This window comes from Acinetobacter sp. ANC 4204 (assembly GCF_002135205.1).
Taxonomy (GTDB): domain Bacteria; phylum Pseudomonadota; class Gammaproteobacteria; order Pseudomonadales; family Moraxellaceae; genus Acinetobacter.
The window spans coordinates 339,131-359,060 of sequence record NZ_NEFZ01000004.1 but is presented as its reverse complement, the minus strand read 5'-3'; the positions used below and the strand labels follow the sequence as shown (position 1 = coordinate 359,060).

General features: G+C 41.7%; 30 protein-coding genes. 19 read left to right on the top strand and 11 right to left on the bottom strand.

Annotated features, from left to right (window positions below; translation table 11 throughout):
• Window positions 1–30: 30 nt before the first annotated feature.
• Window positions 31–300 carry a hypothetical protein gene (locus B9T36_RS11005; RefSeq protein ID WP_086209516.1) on the bottom strand — a complete coding sequence of 90 codons (270 nt, stop codon included), beginning with the start codon at window positions 298–300 and terminating at the stop codon, window positions 31–33.
• Window positions 301–628: 328 nt separating this feature from the next.
• On the opposite strand from B9T36_RS11005, the gene B9T36_RS11000 reads away from it, so the two are divergent.
• Entirely contained in the window at window positions 629–1,642 is a 1,014-nt protein-coding gene (locus tag B9T36_RS11000) for a tyrosine-type recombinase/integrase (RefSeq protein ID WP_086209605.1), read from the top strand.
• 14 nt (window positions 1,643–1,656) lie between these two features.
• On the opposite strand, the gene B9T36_RS10995 is transcribed toward B9T36_RS11000, so the two are convergent.
• From B9T36_RS10995 to B9T36_RS10950, 10 genes are all read right to left on the bottom strand, one after another.
• Window positions 1,657–1,944 (bottom strand): DNA-binding protein, encoded by a 288-nt coding sequence (locus tag B9T36_RS10995; RefSeq protein ID WP_086209515.1) that lies wholly within the window; start codon window positions 1,942–1,944, stop codon window positions 1,657–1,659.
• The gene (locus B9T36_RS10990; protein WP_086209514.1) at window positions 1,944–2,786 is read right to left on the bottom strand and encodes a DNA adenine methylase; all 843 of its coding nucleotides are present in this window, start codon (window positions 2,784–2,786) and stop codon (window positions 1,944–1,946) included. Before B9T36_RS10990 ends, B9T36_RS10995 begins: the two co-directional genes overlap by 1 nt.
• Window positions 2,783–3,142 (bottom strand): hypothetical protein, encoded by a 360-nt coding sequence (locus tag B9T36_RS10985; protein ID WP_086209513.1) that lies wholly within the window; start codon window positions 3,140–3,142, stop codon window positions 2,783–2,785. Before B9T36_RS10985 ends, B9T36_RS10990 begins: the two co-directional genes overlap by 4 nt.
• Window positions 3,135–3,581 (bottom strand): hypothetical protein, encoded by a 447-nt coding sequence (locus B9T36_RS10980; RefSeq protein WP_086209512.1) that lies wholly within the window; start codon window positions 3,579–3,581, stop codon window positions 3,135–3,137. The genes B9T36_RS10985 and B9T36_RS10980 overlap by 8 nt, the downstream gene beginning before the upstream one ends.
• 46 nt (window positions 3,582–3,627) lie before the next feature.
• Window positions 3,628–5,295 carry a hypothetical protein gene (locus B9T36_RS10975; protein ID WP_086209511.1) on the bottom strand — a complete coding sequence of 556 codons (1,668 nt, stop codon included), beginning with the start codon at window positions 5,293–5,295 and terminating at the stop codon, window positions 3,628–3,630.
• 15 nt (window positions 5,296–5,310) lie between these two features.
• Window positions 5,311–6,189, bottom strand: coding sequence for a PD-(D/E)XK nuclease-like domain-containing protein (locus B9T36_RS10970; RefSeq protein WP_086209510.1), 879 nt, complete (start codon window positions 6,187–6,189; stop codon window positions 5,311–5,313).
• The gene (locus B9T36_RS10965) at window positions 6,186–6,470 is read right to left on the bottom strand and encodes a hypothetical protein (protein ID WP_086209509.1); all 285 of its coding nucleotides are present in this window, start codon (window positions 6,468–6,470) and stop codon (window positions 6,186–6,188) included. Before B9T36_RS10965 ends, B9T36_RS10970 begins: the two co-directional genes overlap by 4 nt.
• A gap of 4 nt (window positions 6,471–6,474) precedes the next feature.
• Window positions 6,475–6,693, bottom strand: coding sequence for a hypothetical protein (locus tag B9T36_RS10960; RefSeq protein ID WP_086209508.1), 219 nt, complete (start codon window positions 6,691–6,693; stop codon window positions 6,475–6,477).
• A gap of 205 nt (window positions 6,694–6,898) precedes the next feature.
• Window positions 6,899–7,375, bottom strand: a complete 477-nt coding sequence (locus tag B9T36_RS10955) for a hypothetical protein (protein WP_086209507.1) — start codon at window positions 7,373–7,375, stop codon at window positions 6,899–6,901.
• 26 nt (window positions 7,376–7,401) lie between these two features.
• Window positions 7,402–8,091 (bottom strand): S24 family peptidase, encoded by a 690-nt coding sequence (locus tag B9T36_RS10950; protein ID WP_086209506.1) that lies wholly within the window; start codon window positions 8,089–8,091, stop codon window positions 7,402–7,404.
• Window positions 8,092–8,194: 103 nt separating this feature from the next.
• On the opposite strand from B9T36_RS10950, the gene B9T36_RS10945 reads away from it, so the two are divergent.
• The 18 genes from B9T36_RS10945 to B9T36_RS10865 all read left to right on the top strand — a co-directional run bounded on the left by B9T36_RS10945 (window position 8,195) and on the right by B9T36_RS10865 (window position 19,928).
• A complete protein-coding gene (locus tag B9T36_RS10945) occupies window positions 8,195–8,389 on the top strand; it encodes a hypothetical protein (protein ID WP_086209505.1) in 195 nt (64 codons plus the stop codon).
• Window positions 8,390–8,397: 8 nt separating this feature from the next.
• Window positions 8,398–8,715 (top strand): hypothetical protein, encoded by a 318-nt coding sequence (locus tag B9T36_RS10940; RefSeq protein ID WP_086209504.1) that lies wholly within the window; start codon window positions 8,398–8,400, stop codon window positions 8,713–8,715.
• 61 nt (window positions 8,716–8,776) lie between these two features.
• Window positions 8,777–9,574 carry a DNA cytosine methyltransferase gene (locus tag B9T36_RS10935; RefSeq protein ID WP_086209503.1) on the top strand — a complete coding sequence of 266 codons (798 nt, stop codon included), beginning with the start codon at window positions 8,777–8,779 and terminating at the stop codon, window positions 9,572–9,574.
• A gap of 5 nt (window positions 9,575–9,579) precedes the next feature.
• A complete protein-coding gene (locus B9T36_RS10930; protein WP_086209502.1) occupies window positions 9,580–10,617 on the top strand; it encodes a hypothetical protein in 1,038 nt (345 codons plus the stop codon).
• Entirely contained in the window at window positions 10,614–10,784 is a 171-nt protein-coding gene (locus B9T36_RS19065; protein WP_171264456.1) for a hypothetical protein, read from the top strand. Before B9T36_RS10930 ends, B9T36_RS19065 begins: the two co-directional genes overlap by 4 nt.
• 2 nt (window positions 10,785–10,786) lie before the next feature.
• A complete protein-coding gene (locus B9T36_RS10925; RefSeq protein WP_086209501.1) occupies window positions 10,787–11,299 on the top strand; it encodes a RusA family crossover junction endodeoxyribonuclease in 513 nt (170 codons plus the stop codon).
• Entirely contained in the window at window positions 11,296–11,724 is a 429-nt protein-coding gene (locus tag B9T36_RS10920; RefSeq protein WP_086209500.1) for a hypothetical protein, read from the top strand. The genes B9T36_RS10925 and B9T36_RS10920 overlap by 4 nt, the downstream gene beginning before the upstream one ends.
• Window positions 11,721–11,933, top strand: coding sequence for a hypothetical protein (locus B9T36_RS10915; RefSeq protein ID WP_086209499.1), 213 nt, complete (start codon window positions 11,721–11,723; stop codon window positions 11,931–11,933). Before B9T36_RS10920 ends, B9T36_RS10915 begins: the two co-directional genes overlap by 4 nt.
• 111 nt (window positions 11,934–12,044) lie before the next feature.
• Window positions 12,045–12,464: a hypothetical protein gene (locus B9T36_RS10910; RefSeq protein WP_086209498.1), complete on the top strand. Its 420-nt coding sequence runs from the start codon at window positions 12,045–12,047 to the stop codon at window positions 12,462–12,464.
• A gap of 2 nt (window positions 12,465–12,466) precedes the next feature.
• Window positions 12,467–12,646, top strand: a complete 180-nt coding sequence (locus tag B9T36_RS10905) for a hypothetical protein (RefSeq protein ID WP_086209497.1) — start codon at window positions 12,467–12,469, stop codon at window positions 12,644–12,646.
• A complete protein-coding gene (locus tag B9T36_RS10900) occupies window positions 12,646–14,286 on the top strand; it encodes a portal protein (protein ID WP_086209496.1) in 1,641 nt (546 codons plus the stop codon). The genes B9T36_RS10905 and B9T36_RS10900 overlap by 1 nt, the downstream gene beginning before the upstream one ends.
• The gene (locus tag B9T36_RS10895) at window positions 14,283–14,762 is read left to right on the top strand and encodes a hypothetical protein (RefSeq protein ID WP_086209495.1); all 480 of its coding nucleotides are present in this window, start codon (window positions 14,283–14,285) and stop codon (window positions 14,760–14,762) included. Before B9T36_RS10900 ends, B9T36_RS10895 begins: the two co-directional genes overlap by 4 nt.
• Window positions 14,755–15,435, top strand: coding sequence for a hypothetical protein (locus tag B9T36_RS10890; protein ID WP_086209494.1), 681 nt, complete (start codon window positions 14,755–14,757; stop codon window positions 15,433–15,435). The genes B9T36_RS10895 and B9T36_RS10890 overlap by 8 nt, the downstream gene beginning before the upstream one ends.
• Before the next feature lie 12 nt (window positions 15,436–15,447).
• Complete coding sequence (locus B9T36_RS10885) at window positions 15,448–16,350, top strand: phage capsid protein (RefSeq protein ID WP_086209493.1); 903 nt, start codon at window positions 15,448–15,450, stop codon at window positions 16,348–16,350.
• Between the two features lie 71 nt (window positions 16,351–16,421).
• Complete coding sequence (locus B9T36_RS10880; RefSeq protein WP_086209492.1) at window positions 16,422–16,784, top strand: Gp49 family protein; 363 nt, start codon at window positions 16,422–16,424, stop codon at window positions 16,782–16,784.
• A 59-nt stretch (window positions 16,785–16,843) separates the two neighbouring features.
• Window positions 16,844–17,407: a hypothetical protein gene (locus tag B9T36_RS10875; protein WP_086209491.1), complete on the top strand. Its 564-nt coding sequence runs from the start codon at window positions 16,844–16,846 to the stop codon at window positions 17,405–17,407.
• Window positions 17,407–19,476: a carbohydrate-binding protein gene (locus B9T36_RS10870; RefSeq protein ID WP_086209490.1), complete on the top strand. Its 2,070-nt coding sequence runs from the start codon at window positions 17,407–17,409 to the stop codon at window positions 19,474–19,476. The genes B9T36_RS10875 and B9T36_RS10870 overlap by 1 nt, the downstream gene beginning before the upstream one ends.
• Window positions 19,477–19,478: 2 nt before the next feature.
• Window positions 19,479–19,928 (top strand): GNAT family N-acetyltransferase, encoded by a 450-nt coding sequence (locus B9T36_RS10865; protein WP_086209489.1) that lies wholly within the window; start codon window positions 19,479–19,481, stop codon window positions 19,926–19,928.
• Window positions 19,929–19,930: the final 2 nt, after the last annotated feature.

Here is a 19,930-nt window from a genome sequence, read left to right as displayed (position 1 = left end):
CTTGATTAAAGAAACTATTAATTGGCTTATTTAGTCATTTGTTGAACCAAAATTTTTGATGGAATTTGATTGGTAACTCCATGACTCTAATTTTTCATGGTATTGGAGTGTAATTTGATGTGTGTTTTTACCATCTGTGCGCACGATTGGCTCAGCAGTAATATTATCGTTTTCATCTTTATAAAATTGGGTGTCGATAATTTCAACATACTTCCATTTTTCAAAAAAATCAGAAGTTTCTTTATTGAGATTATCTAATGCTGTTATCGAAAAATAACTTTTATAAATTTGATCTTTCATAATTACGTACTCCTATCAAAATTTCACTTCCTGAAATTATCATAGGCATAAAAATAAAGTTTTACGACATTTTTTAACATCTGCGACAGAACTGCGTCTGTTGATTAATAAATATCTGATTTAAATTGGTATATGCTTCCTTTGACATCGTAGAGGTCAGCAGTTCGAGTCTGCTTATACCTACCAAATAAATTCAAAGACTTACAGTTAAAATCAATAACTTGTAGGTCTTTTTTTTGCCCTTAATTTGGTGCAATTGGTGCATTTGTTGCGCTTTTTGGTGAAAATACGCCATAATTTACGCCAAGATTACGCCAAGACCTGTACGATGAAATTACCCAAAGCCCGAAAAAGAGGTGATGCTTATCGAATTGAATTAATGTTCGATGGAAAGCGTTACTCAGCAACCCGCGATACAGAAAAAGAATGTGAACAGTGGGCGGCAATAAAAATGCTTGAATTGAAAGCAGGTGCCAAAGAAGAAGCCCCAATTAATGAAAAACCAGTTTTTACCTATATGCAGTTGTTTGATGTTTACCTAGACAAAGTAGGCAAACACACGAAGTCTAAAGATTGGATTTTGACTCAGTACAAAACTTTTGAAAGAAAAATGGGTGAGCTGGCCCATAAAAATATTCATGACATCACACCGCTTGATTTAACCAACTGGCGGAATAAGCGTTGCACCGAAGTAAAAGAAAATACAGTGCTTAAAGAAATTTCGCTTTATTCGGCAATGTACACTTATGCTCAGAAAGAAATGTTCTTGCTTGATTCAAATGTTTGGATGCAGATTTCTAAGCCTGTCAAACCTGAATCGCGGTACCGTCGAATTTCTCAAGCCGAAATTGATACGATGCTCAAGCTATTGGAATATGAAATAGGGCAGGTACCGACATTGCCGCAGCACTATGTTGCTTGGGGATTCTTATTTGCGATAGAAACAGCTATGCGCAAGGGTGAAATTCTGAATATGAAGCGCTCAGAAGTATATGATGGCTATGTACACTTACCCAAAACCAAGAATGGGTCCAAGCGCAATGTGCCGCTATCGAAATTCGCAAAAGAGCTGCTGGCTTTAATACCGCATGAAGATGAACAAATCATTCCACAGAGTGCAGATGCATTTAGAAAGTTGTGGGAACGAAGAAAGGCCTACTCAGGTATTGAAGATTTCCATTTTCATGATACACGTCATGAGGCGATTTCTAGAATGGTGAAAATTAGAAAATTACCTGTTGAGGTATTAGCCAAAATTACTGGCCATAAAAAAATTGAAGTCTTGGTGAATGTTTACTACAACCCGGATGCAGATGAACTGGTTGAAATGTTTAACTCATAAAAAAGAAAGAGAGCCTAACAAGCTCTCTTTCTTCCGCGTTTGGATTTACTATCTTTTAAGAGTTGGGATGCCTTAACGGGATCATAGAGAAACTTACCCTCAGTACCTTGGTTAATAGCACTCAATCGTCTACGTACTGTTGCAACTGAAAGCCCATTGCGTTGCGCAATATCTGCAGCAGAAACCAATTCGACCTTTTCCTGTTGCATTCCGACTACAGTCGCGCCACCGATGACTGAGCCTAAGAAAATCTTTGGAGCTACATCAGCTTCAACAGTGATTGTAAATTTTAATAATCCCATTAAGCAGCACCCCCAAATAAGTCATTATGTTGAGCAGCTGGATTAATCCAAAGACATTCAGTACGAACATCAGTACCGCGACCAGCAGAAATTCTTGCTTTAGTTTCAATACGCTTCCAATTTTTTAAAGTATCGTCGTAAAGCTCACTCGGATAGCCTGATAGCATCACCATTCCTTCTAGATCGAGTAATGTTTTCAATAAAGTTAGATGGTCTTTATCGTCCATTTCATGACGGTATATTCTTCCAGTCTTAGCCCCTGAATACCGAGTGTCATGTACATAAGGTGGATCCACATAATGTAGTGTCGTAGAAGCATCATGGTCTTTCAAAACCTGAACAGCAGGGCGGTTTTCAATGAGTACCGAGCTTAAACGCTGACCTATTAGTTGCAGATGTTCAGGATAGGTAGCCCATAATGATTGGGCTGTACCATATTGGCGTTTAGTATCAATACGAAAACCTGTAATTCCTTTTGTTGCTCCTGCGGAACCAAAACCCATTTGCGCACGAATAATTACCCGTCTTGCACGTTCAACTTCAGTTGTGGCCACACTCCAAGCATCTTCAAATTCTTCTCGACTGTATGGAGTTAGTACTAGTTGCTCAATTAGTTGATCACGTAATTCAGCATCGCGGAGAACTCTAAATAAATTAACGATGTCGCCGTCAAGGTCGTTATAGACTTCGGCATAAGCTCTTGGCTTTTGAAGTAAAACACCTGCAGCACCGCCGAAAACCTCTGTATAGCAAGTATGGTTGGGCATTTGAGCAATTACCCAATGAGCTAAACGAAATTTACCGCCGTGATATCTGATTAAAGGGTGGCTAAGTTCGGTCATGACACCTCTCCCAAACTTTGCTGTACGGAATGCGGTAAACGCTCTTTAGCCCACCATAAAACAGCACAGTCCCAATGCTCAGTATCAAAAGCTGCCATTAAAAAATATTCTGGCGATGGTGGAGTAGGTACGAAGCCTTTCCATTCACCGTCTGCATTAGGATCAATTTCCCCAAGATCAACAGACGTGTCGATTAAAATATCAATATTGCCGTTTGCTTGAAGCTGCTCCCATTCTTCGGGGGTGTAGCCGCGTTCTTCGTCACAGGTTGCCATTGGATCAATGGAATTAAAATCAGGATGAAACCACCAACAAAGGTCTTCAGGTAGATCGGCGCGCTTTAATTGTTTAATCATGACTTTGCTCCTGTGCTTCTTTTACTTCTGTTTTTACTCTCAATAGACCATCTTTTGGGTAGCGAAATTCACTAACGTTTTTGATAACATCCTGTATTAGAGATTTTGTACTATCAGGGATATGGAGCTTATTTTTTTCCAAGTCTTGAGCAAGCTTTTCAACTGCATGTCTTGTTCGAAGAATATATCTAGATTGATTAATAAGAATCCAAAATTCGTCCATTTCTGCTTGTGAGAACAATTCAAGTCGCACATATTCCTCACAAAGATTTCGAACCCTTTTTATGCTGTAATCTAGTGATCCTTCTTGAACAATGCATTCACCCCAGCCGTGCGATATTTTTACCTGTAATTCAGCAATCTGAGTTAACAAACTCTGTTTAGCTTTTAATTTAAACAGGTTATCTGCTTCTGAAAGATTAATTTTATTTTCAATCATGACTTAGCTCCTTAAAATTGGCCGCACTCAGTACGGCCTTATCTAATTAATTACCGAAAAGCTCTGATTCGCGTTTTTGTGCGGCATTAGTAATGCGTTGCTGGTCAGGATCAGACTGTTCTTCATACATTGGGTCGATAAAGATGTTGTTAATTTCATCTTGGTTTTTGGCTGCTTCAATTTCTGAAATCGCTTTATCAGCCCAAGGGGTATCGTCTGTATCAAACATGGATAGCTGATTTTCTAAGAACTTTTTACGTGCTGCAAAGACGTCAAGTACATCGTTCATGTGGTCAGGTGTGATGTTTGGTTTATTGTCTCGAATGGACTTTGCAACAACATCCAGTTCAGTAATATTTTGAGCATTACCGATTTGGATTTTTAGACCACCGATGATCTGAGACGACTTAATCTCGTTTACGGCTGGTGCTTCTTTTACTTCTTCCTCTGCAGGTTTATCGAAGTTAGCCTTGTGTTGCGTATATGCAGATTTTAGGTAGCTAAGATGAGCTTCTGTCAAAGCATCATTAATAACGAATTGTTCACGCAACTGGTTTAATTCAGCTACGGTTTCAACTTGGTTCATTTTGACTAAGTAGTCTTTTTTTACTTCTGCTGAGGTCGGCTTTTTGAGTGGTGTCTTTTCTACTGGTGGAGCTCCTTCCTTTTTAGGCTCAGGCTTTTTTTCAGCAATAGCCTTTTCTGCTACATCATTTGATGTTGAATTTTGGTCATTTACTACATTGCTAGCAGGTTGGAACTTTTTAGCTTGAGCGCTAATCATTTTTAATAATTCTTCGCGCTTGGCATCATCAGTTAGCATCAAGACTTTACTTTCAGTTTCATCAAGCGCAGCAGGGGATTTAGCACTTAAAATTTCACGTTTAAGCTTATTCGTATCAGCTTGTTCTGATAAAGACTGATCAGGAGTAACGTCAATGATACGGTCTTGTTCTTCTTCAACAGAACGCAGGCCCATAAGCAACTCAGGTGCATAAACACGACCAAAGAAAGAAGCAGCACGGTAACGTAGCATTTGTTCAGGCATGGTTTTCCATTTGCTACCATTCTTTGTATACCAGCCTTCTTTTACAGCCATTTCCATTGAGATTTTTGAAGATTCGACCAGTGGAATGCCATAGGCTTTGCAGCATTTATATACGCCGCCGTGCTCTTTTAATTCTTCAAGAGTAAATTCAGGCATACGAGTGCCAGCTTCAAGCGCCCAAGCAACACATGTTTGGTTTTCAACTTTCAAGGATTTAGTAACTTGGTTTTTGCGGCCGTTATTCCAAACGGTTTCTTGATATTCGACTTCTAATTCGCCAAGGTTCTCAACTTCAAAGCGTAAAGGTGAGAAGCGACCAGAGCTATTAATCGAACCTAAGATGAATTGTGATGACCAAGAAGGACGACCCTCAATTACGTGCAGATTTTGCATGATCATCATAACGTCAGCGCCAAGACGATTTGACATATTCAGCGCGATAATACAGTTTGGCAAACCATTGGGATTTGGTTCGTCACGGTACATCATGTTTCCGTAACTATCTTTACCAGCCTTAACCTTGGTCACTGCACGATATTGTTCTGGCACCATGGTTGAATTAGAAAGCATGTTCGCAACACGCTGTGAGAACTCGAAAGATTCAGGATTTAAAAAACCAACAAAGTTAGTTTGAGTAGCTGGAGCGAATTGAGATTGAGCATTCATTTTTAATATTCCTAATTAGTTAAAATCGTTTTCTAAAGCTTGTTTAGTCATGTATTGCGGGAGGAATAAATCTTCCATTTCGAGTGAGTAGCCGTCCCATTCATTGATAAGAAGAGACTCAGCCAGTAATTCTTTAGATTTGTTGTAGCGAGTTTCACCAACGCTTAAAAATAGGTCTGCGGCCTTGTACTGTTTGACGTTGTGCGGAATTGAACTTTCAGCGACTAGCAGAATAAAAGGCGGTTTATCTTCAGTTTGGTAGTACTGCTGGAAGCCTTCACGGTACATAACTGCAGAAAGGTCATAACCAAAGTCAGAACATTTTTTAGAAAATGCATGATGACGTGCATCGGTCGTAGTCTTTAAGTCCAAGATCAAGCCATTTGGAAAGGCTTTACAGGGTGCAATGTGCCAGTCAGGACGAATACGAAGTTCTAAGCCATAGATTGGATCAGTAAAGAAAATGCTTGCCTCAGCCATGCCGTAGTTGTTCTGCATGTCTGCATAAGAGCTGAGTTTCTGTAGGTTGGTCACAATGCGTTTTGCACCTTCAACCTGTTCAGCATCTACTAAGATTTTGCCTTGATTGGCTTGTTCCCATGCCAAAGCCTCTTCTTTACCAGCCTTTGTACGACGGTCAAATTTAGGCGCGATAATGAACTCATGTTCAAATTGTTCAGGCTCTAAAAACAGGGTGTGTGCCAATGTTCCAAAGCTCATAGCTGTTTTGGTTTCGCGTTCAACTTCTTTCGCAATGTTGTTTGAGTAGAAGTGAGCACTTGAACGCAGCATGTCTTTTAACTGGCTAGAGCTAAATTCAGGGCGTGAGTGGTATTCCTCATTGCTCATTTTTTCAATCATGCGAGCTTCAGGAATAGAAACGAGTGCGTTCATACATCCTCCTTTTTAGGAACAAAGCCAAAACGCAAGCAATGAATAAGATGCACAATACAAAGGTGCTCAGAAACCGTTATGTTGTGTTCTAACTCAATTGCACGAACAAGCTGGGCCTTAGCATCTGTAACACTATCAACAGAGTCCTTTTCACGTTCTGCAATCATTGCGTCAGCGATTTCATAACAACGCTTCGCGGCTTGCTCATTCACACATAAAAATCCACGATGCGATATAAATCCCTGCAAAGCCGCCATAGCAAATTGATCTCTTAAATCCATGAGCTCAGCCTCCAAAAACCAATGAAACAAATAGTGAAATCCCCAACCAACTTAAGACGACAAACACACAGAAGATGAAAGCTTCAATAGCATTCGCCTTTATAATGGCTAAACGAGGGGTGCGCATTTCTGCAGGAGTGGGGTGCTGGTAAAGCACAGGCTTTGTATTGCTTTCGTTTTTAACGAAAGTCGGTGTTTGACTATGTGATGCTGTTTGTTTCATACTTATCTCGCTCTTTGAGTAAGCCTGCCAGTTGTCGAGACCGTTGCAGGCTTTTTTGTGGGTACGAGATTTAGTTTAGTAAGCTAAACTTTTTAAGTCAATAGTTTTGTTTAGTAAAATAAACTTATTGAATTTTTCTAAACTTCTTCTTTTTTTAAAGCAATAAAAAACCCACACTAGGTGGGCATTATCTTAATAGCAATTATCAATTTACATATTCTTCATCAACAGAAAACCCTTGCTTCCCAAGGTAAACGGTATTTAACTTCGCTATTGTCACGTAATACCATAAGTTATGTCTTTCATTGTAAAAAGGCATTACAGCAACAAAATCACCTTTTTTTAAACTGGCATTTATATCCCCACAGGAAGTATTAACTTTCTCATGCCCTTTAGCGGTGATTAAATGGACATCAACGTCCAGTACTGGAGCATCACCAGTTAACCGAGCTACAGTATCATCATAAAAAGACGACTCGACAAATCCATATATAACAACTTTATTTTTAATTTTGCATTCAAACGTATTTCGAATAAATTTCATTAAATCTACAGCATCTTCAAATACTCTAGGTTCAAATCTCATTTCTTTTTTAACTTTAACAGCTGTTAAGAAAAACCAAGCTACAATAACAAGGAAAACAACCCCTAAGAATGCAAAAATATAAAGAAGATATGACATATTAAATTCCTTTTATTATTAGTTTTTTACCAGTTTTCTAGGCTAGATATTTGCCAAACCCAACCAATAATTTCAAATTGCTGATCAATTCTGTCCTGTTCGCTCAAATGAAGTTCAGGGAACTCAGTTGCATTGTCAGAAACAATACGAACACCACCTAAAGGTAGATTATACAAGCGTTTGCAGTAGAACAAACCACCAATGCAAATAGCAAAGATCTTACCATCTTTAATGTTTTTTCTGCCCAAATCCAAGTGGATTGTATCGCCATCTTTAATAGTTGGACTCATTGAGTCGCCCATGGCTGTGGCAGCAACAGCATTCTCCTTTGTAATAGACAAGTTTCTGAGCGTTGCTTTTGACATTCTCAATTTGCGCGTTTCGTTTGCAATTGCTTCACTGATTGATCCGCCACCACATGCAAATGAAAAATCTTTAAAGAATGGGATCTCAATTTCATCATCATCAAGCGGGGTATAGCTATCCCATGGTTCTACTTGTGCAAATTCAGGAGATGAGTTGCCAGTTAAAAGCCAGCTAGAAGTAGTTTTTAGAGCTTGAGCCAGCTTAATCAGCCTCTCATTAGTTGGAGTATTTACTCCGTTAATCCAATTAGTAACTGTTCCTTTGCTAGCCCCAGTAGCAACAACCAGGTCTTTATGTTGTAGCCCTAGTTCTTTCATGCGCTGAGCGATTCTGTCTGATGTAGTTTGCATAATGCTGAAGCCTTGTATTTGTTTAAAATACTAAACAAAAAAATTGACATAATCCTAAACTTATCGTTCAATAAACTAAACAATATGGTTTAGGTAAATAAACATGACCGTGGATGACTTACGGACTTTCTATAAAGCAAAAAGTGACGCAGAACTTGCAAGAATTCTTGGGCGTGACCGATCTGTAATTAATTATTGGCGAAAAGGCATTCCTTTAAGTACGCAAGCTGTTTTTGAGGTTTCAACAAAAGGTGAATTAAAAGCCAACCTTTCTTCTTTAGTGTCTGCAAATCCTTAGGTGAGCCCATGTCTGAAAAACTCACCGAGAGCATTACTTTTAAGTGCACATATGAAGAAAAGCGGGACTTAGAAGCAATTGCACGAGCTGAAAAAACTGATGTTTCAAAATTAAGTCGTATCTGCATGAGTGAAAAAATTGCTGCTGTTAGGGAATACCTAAATTCTCTCAATTCATTCATGTGTCTTACCACAGATACCGTAGATACGTCCTTTGAGCTTCAAGCTCCACCACGCTTTATAGATGTCACACCTAAACCACAGGCACAAAAAAAAGCCCAGCTGCGCGAACAACTGGACTTTCTTGCCGTTCACTCCGAAAAGTAAACGAGGTTGGAACCCATGACGAATTTAACACGAAATTTAGACTTAGCAAATGGGGGAGTTAATGAATGAGTTGGCTCTTTTCGCAGGTGCTGGTGGCGGAATACTCGGATCGCATCTCATGGGATGGCGAACAGTGTGCGCAGTTGAACGTGAAGCCTACCCAGCACAAGTTTTGGCGCAACGACAAAATGATGGAATTCTCCCGCCTTTCCCAATTTGGTCTGACGTGCTCTCTTTTGACGGAAAACCATGGCGAGGAATTGTTGACGTTATATCTGGCGGATTTCCATGCCAGGACATTAGCTCAGCAGGAAAAGGCGCAGGCATCGACGGTGCTCGATCAGGCATGTGGTCCCAAATGGCTCGAATTATTGGTGAAGTACGACCTAGATTCGTGTTCGTGGAGAACTCACCAATGCTTGTTTCCCGAGGACTTGCCCGAGTCATCAGTGACCTTGCCAAAATGGGGTATGACGCGCAATGGGCACGTTTATCAGCATCCAATTTTGGAGCGCCCCATCAACGAGACAGGCTTTGGATTGTGGCCTACTCCAAAAGCATCGGATGCGAAACCAAGAACGTCTCCAGCAGACTTCCTAAGGGATTCACCTGGGTTGGAAACATTAGTCAATATGTGGCCAACACCCAAAGCTTCGGATTGGAACAAACGCGGGAAAGTATCCGCAGATCCACGCAACGGTTTAGCGGGAGCAGTACAGAGCGGTCACGTTGGTGGGCGGTTGAACCCGGACTGGGTCGAGTGGCTGATGGGGTGGCCAATCGGGTGGACAGACTTAAAGCCACTGGAAATGGACAAGTTTCAATCGTGGCAGTCAATGCATACGAATTTTTGAGGTGAGAGATATGAATACAGCTGCTGTTATTCACTTCCCAAAGCCTCAAGAAAATAAGCAAGAGGCTAGAAAAAACATGTATAGCGATAAGTTTGTACAAGGCTATGTAATGTCTAGCCGATTGTATAGAAAGGAGGTCTGGCCGTTTCTAAGTGATGCGGCTAGAAACGTCTATGCGGAACTCGAAAACCGCATTAATGGACACAACAAAGAATCAGACTTTGTGAGCTACTCTCAATTGCAGGGTGGCGAGCTTGAGGGTTCACGTCAATTAGGACGAAAAACTGTATCTTTTGGCATTAAAGAGCTTGTAGAACTTGGAGTCGTATCCATTGTCGAATCAGGCAAACAAGGGGTAAAAAAATACAGATTAAACGATATTTCCTTAAAAGATCGGTTCACTAAGGAAACCAGTTCACCTACGACACCAGTTCACAAACAAAACCAAGATCGGTTCACTAAGGAAACCAAAACTGGTTCACCTAGTGAACTCACAATAGATAATAAGAATTTATTAGATATTAAAAAAAGAACTTCCTCTGTGGATAACTCAGAAACAGAATTCTTTAGCGATTCTGTCGAATACCACGGAGACAATAAAAAACTGTACAGCTTGAAAGAGCTTGTACATGTCTACACGATTCAAACTGATCTTGCTGACCAAGCAAAACGGATCAATCCAAAACTTGATGATGCAAAAATTTTCAGTGAGTTAAAAAACTTTGCTCAGTGGTCTACCAGTCGAGAAAAAACCACGGCGCAAGGTTGGATGAATTACTGGATTTACCGTATTCAAAAACTTTCAGCGACCAAAGCCAAATCTTCAAAACCGAAAAGCAAAGGCTTGTCTGATGCACAAGTGAATCACTTCGTTTCAGAACTGTGCAATTACCAGAACTTCAGATCGAAGCACTCACACGTCGGGGAATCTCAAAAAGCATTTGAAACACGCATTAGCTCAAACATCCGTAAACCTGAGTATGCGGATACCTACGGTCCATATCTGCACGAGCTTGGCTTTGTGGTTGATCTAGGGGCAAGTCTATGAAAACTCAAAGCAAGCCTGCAGACGCAACTCACTACGAAACAGACGGCACAGTTTGGAAAAACGAAAAAGGACTTTGGATGTTTTGGCGTGAGGGCTGGGGATGGTGTCAATACGTTGGCAAGGCTAGCCACGCTTTCCTGAACAAATTAACTGAAATCGGGGCTTAATCATGAGAATGAGCGAAAGAGAGCTAGAACTTCATTTAAAACGCCACGCAAAGCGAAAAAATCATGCATTGGAGCAATCTAAACAGAAAAATGATGCAAAGGTACGTGAAGCAAATCAACAAGCCTTAGAAACGATTACAGAGCCAAATACGAAAGGAGAGGGAAAAGTAATTTTAAAGTGTGAAATTCCATCGACTCCACCCTCAGTGAATCACTATTGGGTTGGCACTGGACGTACATGCAAAGTTAGCGATCGTGGTCGTGATTTTCATGATCTCGTTGCTATGACTATCCCTCAATTAAACACCACGTCACGTCTAAAACTAGATGTGACTTTTCACTTTCCCAACCGTCAACGCCGTGACATTGACAATTTTCTAAAAGCAACGATCGACAGTCTTGTGAAATGTGGCCTATGCGTAGACGACGAACAGTTCGATGAATTAAGCGTAAAACGTGGGGAAATCATCAAAGGCGGCCTTATAAAAATTATAGTTTTGGAGCTTCAAAAATGAGTGATTTAGTTGTTGATTCTATGGTGTTTGCACAGAACCCTCGCGCGCGCACGCGTTTTCTCAATCAGCGATCAAAAAAGAAGGTCAAAGAGTTTCTAGTCAAACGCCGTGGCTATAAGCGTCCAGACTTCAACCGAATGATCTTAGACTTAGGCCGTATGAAGTGGACACACGAGAAGATTGCAGACGTGTTGCCAGTGTCCAGCGCTTCTACAGTCTCAGAGTGGGCTAGAGGTGGTATTCCTAATTACGACAATGGGGATGCACTGATTGAATTGTGGCGTTCAGAGACAGGCATTGATCGCTTTCCACGTGATGGGGAATGGGGGACATACAAGTATAAGATTGGGCAATTAGACATGTTTGAAGACTGGGACGAGTTGGACGGTGTTATTGAGCAGTTGGATAAGGAGATTGGATTGTGAGTGATTTTGAGAAAATTATTGCATCACTGCCTGAATATAAAACCTTGATATACCAGCATGGCGAAAGGCTCTTTATAAGGCGTGATGGAGAGTATGAGATTCTAGCAATTAGATTGGCATATCGCATTCATTGCATGGCAATTATGACGAGTATTGTGGTGGATGGTGATGGAGTATTAAGACCAGATGGTAGCCTATTAAACAAATGACCTATTATTACTTTCGACTCGTATACGCCATTAAAGTTAAGATAATCACCCAACAAACCGCTACACGAAACCCCGCACATTAGCCCTATCAACCAATGATGGGGCTTTTTTATGGCTACTACACCACGCAAGACACAAACACCTGGTGCAAAAAAAGAAACAACGACCACGGCGCAGACCTCAACAGATGACGCAATGGATGCTGTGCTGGGGAAAGCTGAGGAATCTAAGACGACAGAGCCAACGGCTGATGATGCTGCGTTAGGCGAAACCCAAGACGACCAAGACGACCAAGATCAACCAGTCGAAGCGCCTGAAGGTTTTATTTCTTTAGAGCAATTCGATGCTGTTGCAGCACAACTAGCCAATAAGGAAGAAGAACTAAAAGGCGTAACGGCTGATCTTGTTGCTTCACGCAAGCAGGTCGTCAAGCTTACAGGCGGTCAAACACAGCAACCAACAACCCAAGGAGTAGCACAAGTGCGTAAAAAGCCTGTGCTTACCGATAAAGGCTGGTCAGTGGAGCAATAGCAATGGGAAGTTCACCAAAAGTAATTAAACAAGACCCCGAAGCTGATGCAGCTGCAGCAGCAGAAAAAGCAACGTTAGAAACCAATGCTAAAAAGGCTCAACGGCGTACAGCAAATCAGTCTAGTGCATTAGGTGGGTCTCTTGATACATCCAATAAGAAAACAACCTTAGGCGGTGGCTAATGGAAAATGACGCTCGTATCTATTGCACTCGCTTAGGTCAGCTTAAATCTGCGCGTGCTGTGTTTGAATCGCATTGGGCAGAATGCTACCGATATGGAGCGCCAGAGCGTCAACAAAGCTTTAGCAGTTCAGATGTGAAGAATCAACGTGAGACTGAACGTGCTGATCTTTACGACTCAACAGCAGCAGATTCAATTCAAGTGCTTGTTTCAATGATCATGAACGGTGTAACGCCTGCGAACTCTATTTGGTTCAAAGCTCAACCTGACGGCATTGACGATCTTGCAGAGCTTACAGAGGGTGAACGCTGGCTTGAGGATGTTTGCCAATTTATGTGGCGCAATATCCATGCATCAAACTTTGACAGTGAGAACTTCGACACGCTCACAGATGTTGTAACGGCTGGCTGGGGTGTGATGTATGTCGATATTGACCGTGTGGCGCAGGGTGGTTATGTCTTTGAATCATGGCCTATAGGTTCGTGCTTTATCGGTTCAACTCGTGCAGATGGCTTGATTGATACGATTTATCGTGAACATGAAATGACAGCTCAAACCATGGTGAATACATACGGTGAGAGCAATTGTCATCACTCAGTTGTATCCGTTGCCGCTGAAAGTCCAGACACGAAATTCAAGCTATTACACGTTATTCAACCACGTAAACAAAGAGGTGCCGGGCAGATTAACAAAGCTATGCCTTTTGCCTCATATCACATAGATATCAGCAATAAACAAATGCTCAAAGAATCTGGGTATCACGAGTTCCCATGCTCTATCCCTCGTTTACGTAAGTTGCCGGGTTCTGTCTATGGCAATGGCCAAATGTCCTTGGCATTACCTGATGCAAAAACAGCAAATGAGCTTGTCAAAAACACTGTACGTGCTGCTGATCTACAAATCGGTGGGATGTGGATTGCGGAAGATGATGGGGTGCTTAATCCTCATACCGTGCGTATTGGTCCACGAAAAGTGATTGTTGCTAATAAAGTTGATTCGATGAAGCGTTTGGATGATGGGACAAATTTTCAAATTGCTGATTATCTACTGACCAGTTTACAGGGTGGTATTCGTCGCAAGCTTATGGCTGATCAATTGCCACCGATTGGAACACAGCAAATGACAGCAACAGAGATTAATACGCGTGTTGAAATGATCCGTCAGTTGTTAGGGCCTATGTATGGTCGTCTACAGGCTGAGTATTTACGCAGTATTTTAGATCGTTGTTTCGGACTGGCATTGCGTGACAACGTATTAGGGGACGCACCAGAAGAGCTATGGGGGCGTAATCTTTCATTCAAGTTTGTGTCACCACTGGCACGTAGTCAGCGTATGGAAGAGGTGTACGCAACAGAGCAGTACGTCATGAGTCTTTCAAGCATTGCTGAAGTGGATAAAACCGTACTGGATAACGTTAATTTTGATGCTGTTGCCGTACTTACAGGCACAGGACGAGGCGTACCTCAAACCATTATGCGAACAGCGGATGAAGTTCAACAGCTACGCCAAGCACGTCAAAAGGCACAGGAAGAACAAGCTCAAGCACAACAGCAGGCGGCAATGATGGATAAGGCTGGTGATGCTATTGCAAAGGGTATGGGTAATCAAATGGCTCAGATGCCAACTGAGGTGATGCAATGAGTGGACTTTTAATCGGGGTCTTATTGGCTATATGTGTTGGCTTATTTATTGGCTATCGCAGTAAATGCGAAGAAGTTGAGCAATGTAGAGCTAATGCATCAATGCAATTCAACATAATGAGAGAGCAATTGTCTGCAAGTCAGAAAGAAGTTGATGAACTCAAAGCTGAATTATCCGAACGACCATTACCAATTTTAGGCGAAGAAGAACAGGAAACAGGAAATTTTGTACGCGTACGCAAAATCAAACGTGCAACACCTGAAACATATCGCAATGTCTTTGATTTAGATGTGAATGGTCAGCGTGTTTTGGAGCATTTAACAATGGTTTTTTGCAAAGACCCATTTGTCCCAGACGGCAAAGGTGGAGAGCGTCAAACCAGTTACAACCTAGGCGCTCACGGCGTTGTCAATTTCATCGTAAATCAAATCAATCGTGCAAACGATCCAAACTATAAGGAAGAAGTAAATGACTGAACAAGCAAACCAAACTGAGAACAATCAAGAGCAGCAAAGTCAAAACTCTATGATGGGCGGTCAAGAGCAGCATCAAGAAAATAACACAGGTGCCGATGATCAAAATCAAGGTGGTCAAGAGAATCAGCAAGCTGGTGCACCTGAATCAATAGATGGTTATGAAGTCAGTGTTGAGGGCTTCAACTATGACGATTTTAAAGCCATCCCTGAAAACCAAGAGTTCTTGGAACGTGCGCGTGAAGCTGGGCTGAGCAATGAACATTTAGGCTTTTTGCTTGGGGAATATAACCAGCTTATTCCGAACCTAATCGCAGGTAATGCAGCACTAGACAATGAAGCATGTATTTCGGCAATGAAAGAGACTTGGGGCGGGGAAACAGATGCTAACTTCGGATTTGCACGAGCAGCTGCAAACAATGCAATTCAGAACGGCATTTTGACCACGGAAGAAGTGAATAGCCCTGAGTTTGGTAACAATCCACTTGTCTTGAAGATGGCGGCCTATTTCGGCTCACAGCTTCAAGAAGATACACCCCCTGCTAACACCCAACAAAGTGGTGCTGAAGATGTTCAATCATTGATTGCATCAGAGGCATACATGAATGAACGTCATCCTGACCACAAGCGCGTATATGCCCAAGTTGAAAAACACTTTGCAAAGGCAAACACATAAGGGGTATAGCCAATGGCTACAGTGAACCAAAATAAAATTACAGCAGCGTTTGTACAGCAGTTTCATAACACTTATGAAGTTGCTGCAATGCAAAATGAATCACGTCTGCTAAAGACTTCTGTAAATCGTGGGTCGATTGAAGGTGAGTCATTCACGATCAACGATATGGGGCAGGTGGAAATGCAGCCCTCTGGTGATCGTTTCGGCGATACCGAGTGGCAAATTCCAGATACTGGTGTTCGTACTGCCTTAATGTCTGATTTTGACTGCTTCATTCCAATTGAAAATCGTGATTTACCTAAGCTCAAAGCAACACCAAATGATAAATACATGAAGAACTTAATCAGTGCGCGAAACCGTAAAACTGATGACATTATTTATCAGGCGCTGGTTGGTGGTGTGATACGCACTACGGTCGATGATGCGGGTGCGAAATCTGCTGTAACGGTTAATTTACCAGTAGGGCAAATCATTCTTTCAACATTCGGTACATTGAAAGAAAAACTGGCCAAAGCTAAAGCGCTTTTCCGTAAAAATGAAGTGGATGAGCATAACGGCGAAACGCTTTATATCCTTTATACATCAACAATGTTGGAGGATATTTTAGGGGATACCACTTTAACATCGGCTGACTACATGGCGGGTAAGATGCTGCAAGAAGGTGGCGTGGGTGGCAAATGGATGGGTTTTAACTGGATTCCGTATGAAAAATTAAATCAAGGTGCTACTGCAGGTGAATTGCGTACAGTGGCTTATTGTGGATCAGCTGTCCATTTTGGTGATGCTCCGATTACTGGATTTGATATTTCTACTCGACCAGACAAGAAAAATATCAAACAAGTTGGTGGTGTTCATTCATTCGGCGCGGGTCGCGCTAATGAATTAAAAGTGGTTGCAATTGATTTTGAAGCATAAGTCGTAGCTTTGGCCTCACGCTTTACGAGCAGGGCGTGGGGTCTCTTTTTAATCTAAATGGGAAAATTAAGATGAGTAACTTAGAACAGAAAATCGAAAAAAGAATTCAAGCCAAAGGGCTAAATGCACCACGTTTAACGCCCGATCATATTGATTCTAAAATCAAAGCAGTTGAATACATCCTGCCTCGTGAAGTTTGCAAGCGCGATAATGGTGTAGAGGTATTTGATGCGCCGCTTTCACTACAGACATTAACATTCTGTATTCTTACATTAGAGAATGGATTTACAGTTACAGGTGAGTCAGCATGTGCAAGTCCTGAAAACTTCGATGCTGAAATGGGCCGTAAAATTGCCTATAACAATGCACGTGAAAAGATTTGGGTGCTTGAAGGTTATTTGTTGAAAGAAAAGCTTCACAAAGCACAACTCTAACACCCAACAAACCCACTCTTAAAAGCCCTCAAGCTAATCAAAACTTGAGGGCTTTTTCTATGACAGCAACATCAATATCTATCTGCAATGAAGCGCTAAGCATGATTGGCGCTAAATCAATCCAATCTTTTGAGGACAATACAGAAAATGCACGGCGTTGTGCTTCGATTTATGACTCTACACGCCGTGGTTTATTGCGCATGCACCCTTGGTCATTCGCAAAGAAGCGCGTACAGCTTGCACCTGTGAGCACACATCCAGCTTTTGGCTATAGCAATGCATTTCCACTACCCAAGGACTTTGTGCGTTTATACGATTCAGCCCAACTTGAATATGAAATGGAAGGTCGTCACATTCTAGCCAACGCAAATCTTATTAATTTGGTCTATGTCCGTGATGAAGATAATGAAGAGCTTTGGGATTCATTATTTTCTGAGTGCATGTCCTTGTATTTGGTGAGCAAGCTTGCAAAGCCGATCACAGGTAGCAATGCCGAAGCTGATAGTGCATGGCAGAAGCTACAGAATATGCTGAAACAAGCACGTGCTATCAATGGTCAAGAACGACCAGCACAAGACTTTGCAGCAGAGTACACGCCCCATTTGATTGGAGTACGTTACTAATGAAGCAAGTTGTAATGAAAAACAATTTCAGTGCCGGTGAGCTTGCTCCAACATTGTATACACGCACGGATATTCAACAGTACGCAAATGGTGCAAAGACACTAACCAATGTTATCCCTCTTGTTGAGGGTGGCGTTAGAAAAAGACCAGGAACATTATTTTTAAACAGTGCATCAACCGCAATTCGTTTAATTCCATTTGTTGTTAATTCCGACAAGTCTTACTTACTGATCTTTAAACCACTAAGCATTGATATATACAACCCGCGCAGTCAAGAAATTGTGGCGACTGTTGCCACTCCATATACCGCAGAACAGGTGCCTGACGTTCAGTTTGTGCAGTATCGCTATGAAATTTTCTTAGCCCATAGTGATGTAGCTATTCAGCGTTTTAGATCATCGACTGACTTTACGAATTGGGATTTAGGCGAGTTTGTCTTTACGAATGCGCCCACAGACGATGATGATGCGCGTTCTCCGTTTCGAAAAGCAAAGCCATCAGGCAAAGACGTGGGGGCATCTGTATCAATACAGTTAGATGTGATTAGCGAATGGGTAGCAGGGACAGCTTACTTAACTGGTGATGTTGTTCGTTACTCAAATAATATTGTTTATCAAGCTACAGCAGACAATACGGGGCAACAACCTGACACTTCTTTATCATATTGGGCTGTTGTTACAGCAACGTCAGGTGGTTTTTTATCAACGGATGTAGGTAATTATGTTCAGATCAATGGCGGTGTTATCAAAGTTACTCAGTATGTAAGCGCTGCACTGATCAATGGAACAGTCTTGGTCGAGTTAGAGTCTGATGTGAAAGCGATCGAGCGTGCTTGGACGATATTATCACCTGCCTTTAACAGTACGGATGGTTATCCACGTTGTTGCACATATTTTAAACAGCGTTTGGTATTGGCAAATACAAAAAAATCACCTAATAAGATTTGGTTTAGTGCAGTTGGTGGTAACGCTAACTTTTTAGAGACCACAGAGGATTCAGACGCATTTAGTGTTGTGTCAGCATCAGGACTTGCCAACAGTATTTTATTCTTGGAAGCACAGCGCGGGGTCGTTTGTTTGACTTCGGGTGGTGAATATATGGTGGATTCCGATGGGGCTCTTACCCCGACTACAGTGAATATTAATGAGCACACAGCGTATGGAGCGTATCCAGTTACAAGACCTTGTCGGGTGGGTAATGAGTTACTTTTCATTCAGCGTGGCGGTGAGCGCTTACGTGCATTGTCCTATCGTTATGAAGTTGACGGGTTGGTATCCCCTGAGATCAGCGCATTGTCTTCACATATCGGTGAATTGCACAACGGTATTAGTGAAATCAGCTACCAGCAGGAACCTGAGAGTATAGTTTGGTGTGTTTTAGGTGATGGCATGGTGGCATCCATTACTTTCAATCGAGACCAAGAAGTTATTGCGTGGGCACAGCATGACTTTGGTGGCAAGGTAATTAGCATGTGCTCTATACCAACAGCATTGGGTTCAGACCTATGTTTTATGCTGATTAATAGAAATGGAACGACTTGTTTCGAGCAAGTAACTTTCGATGCTTATGTGGACTCAGAACGCACATTGGTCGTGGAGGGTGGGCAAGTTTTAAAGCCTAATCTGCTCGAAGATGTTGTGGCATATCACCAAGGGGATGATTTTATATATCAAGCCAACTTCGAAGAGGATGGAGACAATTTAGTTTTTGATGATGAATTAAACGGAGAGTCGATTAAAGTCGGTCAGCCGATCCATTGTACTGTTGAACTATTTCCGCCTGAATTAAATCAAGCGCCACTGTCTAGCATGTTGCACAAAGCTAAGGTCGATCGTACAGCATTCTTTTTTAACAACACTATTGCACCCGAATTAAATGGTGAAATGATTGAAATTTTCACCTATGACGATAACCCACTTGCACCACGAAAGCCGCATACAGGCTATCACTTGGAAGAAGGTGGATCATGGGAAGATTTACATAGAATCCCTTTAGTCATAACACACAGCAAACCCCTGCCATTTCACTTGCAAGCTATCACTATGCAGTTATCAATTAACGAGAAATAGTGATGCTAGTACGTACAGCAAAACTCCCCGATGTACCCGCTTTGGTTGCATTGGGGAAATCATTTATTCAAGAAGCTCCTAACTATTCAAGCCGTGACTTTGATGCAGATGCATTACTGCGGAATCTTGAGGGTGTGATCAGTGGACAGGGGGCGGTCTTTGTTGTTGAAAGTGATCAAAAGATCATCGGTGGAATTGTCTGCTTAACAACTAAGGATTGGTTTAACAATGATGTGATTGCATTTGAGCAAGTCTTTTATGTTCAACCAGAATACCGTGCTAGCCGTGTGCCACTTTTTTTGATTGATGCTTTTGTGAATTGGGCTAAACACATGGGAGCAAGCCGAATTCAATGTGGTACCACAACTGGCATTAATACAAAAGGCTGTTTGCGATTGTATGAGCGCTTCGGTTTTCGGGAATACGGCACTTTATTGGATATGGAGCTATAAGC

Coding starts and splice junctions, on each gene's coding strand:
- B9T36_RS10925 (WP_086209501.1), top strand. CDS start 10,787: ATGAGAATGAGCGAAAGAGAGCTAGAACTTCATTTAAAACGCCACGCA.
- B9T36_RS10875 (WP_086209491.1), top strand. CDS start 16,844: ATGACAGCAACATCAATATCTATCTGCAATGAAGCGCTAAGCATGATT.
- B9T36_RS11000 (WP_086209605.1), top strand. CDS start 629: ATGAAATTACCCAAAGCCCGAAAAAGAGGTGATGCTTATCGAATTGAA.
- B9T36_RS10970 (WP_086209510.1), bottom strand. CDS start 6,189: ATGAACGCACTCGTTTCTATTCCTGAAGCTCGCATGATTGAAAAAATG.
- B9T36_RS10930 (WP_086209502.1), top strand. CDS start 9,580: ATGAATACAGCTGCTGTTATTCACTTCCCAAAGCCTCAAGAAAATAAG.
- B9T36_RS10960 (WP_086209508.1), bottom strand. CDS start 6,693: ATGAAACAAACAGCATCACATAGTCAAACACCGACTTTCGTTAAAAAC.
- B9T36_RS10940 (WP_086209504.1), top strand. CDS start 8,398: ATGTCTGAAAAACTCACCGAGAGCATTACTTTTAAGTGCACATATGAA.
- B9T36_RS10935 (WP_086209503.1), top strand. CDS start 8,777: ATGAATGAGTTGGCTCTTTTCGCAGGTGCTGGTGGCGGAATACTCGGA.
- B9T36_RS10890 (WP_086209494.1), top strand. CDS start 14,755: ATGACTGAACAAGCAAACCAAACTGAGAACAATCAAGAGCAGCAAAGT.
- B9T36_RS10945 (WP_086209505.1), top strand. CDS start 8,195: ATGACCGTGGATGACTTACGGACTTTCTATAAAGCAAAAAGTGACGCA.
- B9T36_RS10885 (WP_086209493.1), top strand. CDS start 15,448: ATGGCTACAGTGAACCAAAATAAAATTACAGCAGCGTTTGTACAGCAG.
- B9T36_RS10985 (WP_086209513.1), bottom strand. CDS start 3,142: ATGATTAAACAATTAAAGCGCGCCGATCTACCTGAAGACCTTTGTTGG.
- B9T36_RS10880 (WP_086209492.1), top strand. CDS start 16,422: ATGAGTAACTTAGAACAGAAAATCGAAAAAAGAATTCAAGCCAAAGGG.
- B9T36_RS11005 (WP_086209516.1), bottom strand. CDS start 300: ATGAAAGATCAAATTTATAAAAGTTATTTTTCGATAACAGCATTAGAT.
- B9T36_RS10975 (WP_086209511.1), bottom strand. CDS start 5,295: ATGAATGCTCAATCTCAATTCGCTCCAGCTACTCAAACTAACTTTGTT.
- B9T36_RS10990 (WP_086209514.1), bottom strand. CDS start 2,786: ATGACCGAACTTAGCCACCCTTTAATCAGATATCACGGCGGTAAATTT.
- B9T36_RS10965 (WP_086209509.1), bottom strand. CDS start 6,470: ATGGATTTAAGAGATCAATTTGCTATGGCGGCTTTGCAGGGATTTATA.
- B9T36_RS10920 (WP_086209500.1), top strand. CDS start 11,296: ATGAGTGATTTAGTTGTTGATTCTATGGTGTTTGCACAGAACCCTCGC.
- B9T36_RS10870 (WP_086209490.1), top strand. CDS start 17,407: ATGAAGCAAGTTGTAATGAAAAACAATTTCAGTGCCGGTGAGCTTGCT.
- B9T36_RS10900 (WP_086209496.1), top strand. CDS start 12,646: ATGGAAAATGACGCTCGTATCTATTGCACTCGCTTAGGTCAGCTTAAA.
- B9T36_RS10995 (WP_086209515.1), bottom strand. CDS start 1,944: ATGGGATTATTAAAATTTACAATCACTGTTGAAGCTGATGTAGCTCCA.
- B9T36_RS10895 (WP_086209495.1), top strand. CDS start 14,283: ATGAGTGGACTTTTAATCGGGGTCTTATTGGCTATATGTGTTGGCTTA.
- B9T36_RS10980 (WP_086209512.1), bottom strand. CDS start 3,581: ATGATTGAAAATAAAATTAATCTTTCAGAAGCAGATAACCTGTTTAAA.
- B9T36_RS10905 (WP_086209497.1), top strand. CDS start 12,467: ATGGGAAGTTCACCAAAAGTAATTAAACAAGACCCCGAAGCTGATGCA.
- B9T36_RS10910 (WP_086209498.1), top strand. CDS start 12,045: ATGGCTACTACACCACGCAAGACACAAACACCTGGTGCAAAAAAAGAA.
- B9T36_RS10865 (WP_086209489.1), top strand. CDS start 19,479: ATGCTAGTACGTACAGCAAAACTCCCCGATGTACCCGCTTTGGTTGCA.
- B9T36_RS10955 (WP_086209507.1), bottom strand. CDS start 7,375: ATGTCATATCTTCTTTATATTTTTGCATTCTTAGGGGTTGTTTTCCTT.
- B9T36_RS19065 (WP_171264456.1), top strand. CDS start 10,614: ATGAAAACTCAAAGCAAGCCTGCAGACGCAACTCACTACGAAACAGAC.
- B9T36_RS10950 (WP_086209506.1), bottom strand. CDS start 8,091: ATGCAAACTACATCAGACAGAATCGCTCAGCGCATGAAAGAACTAGGG.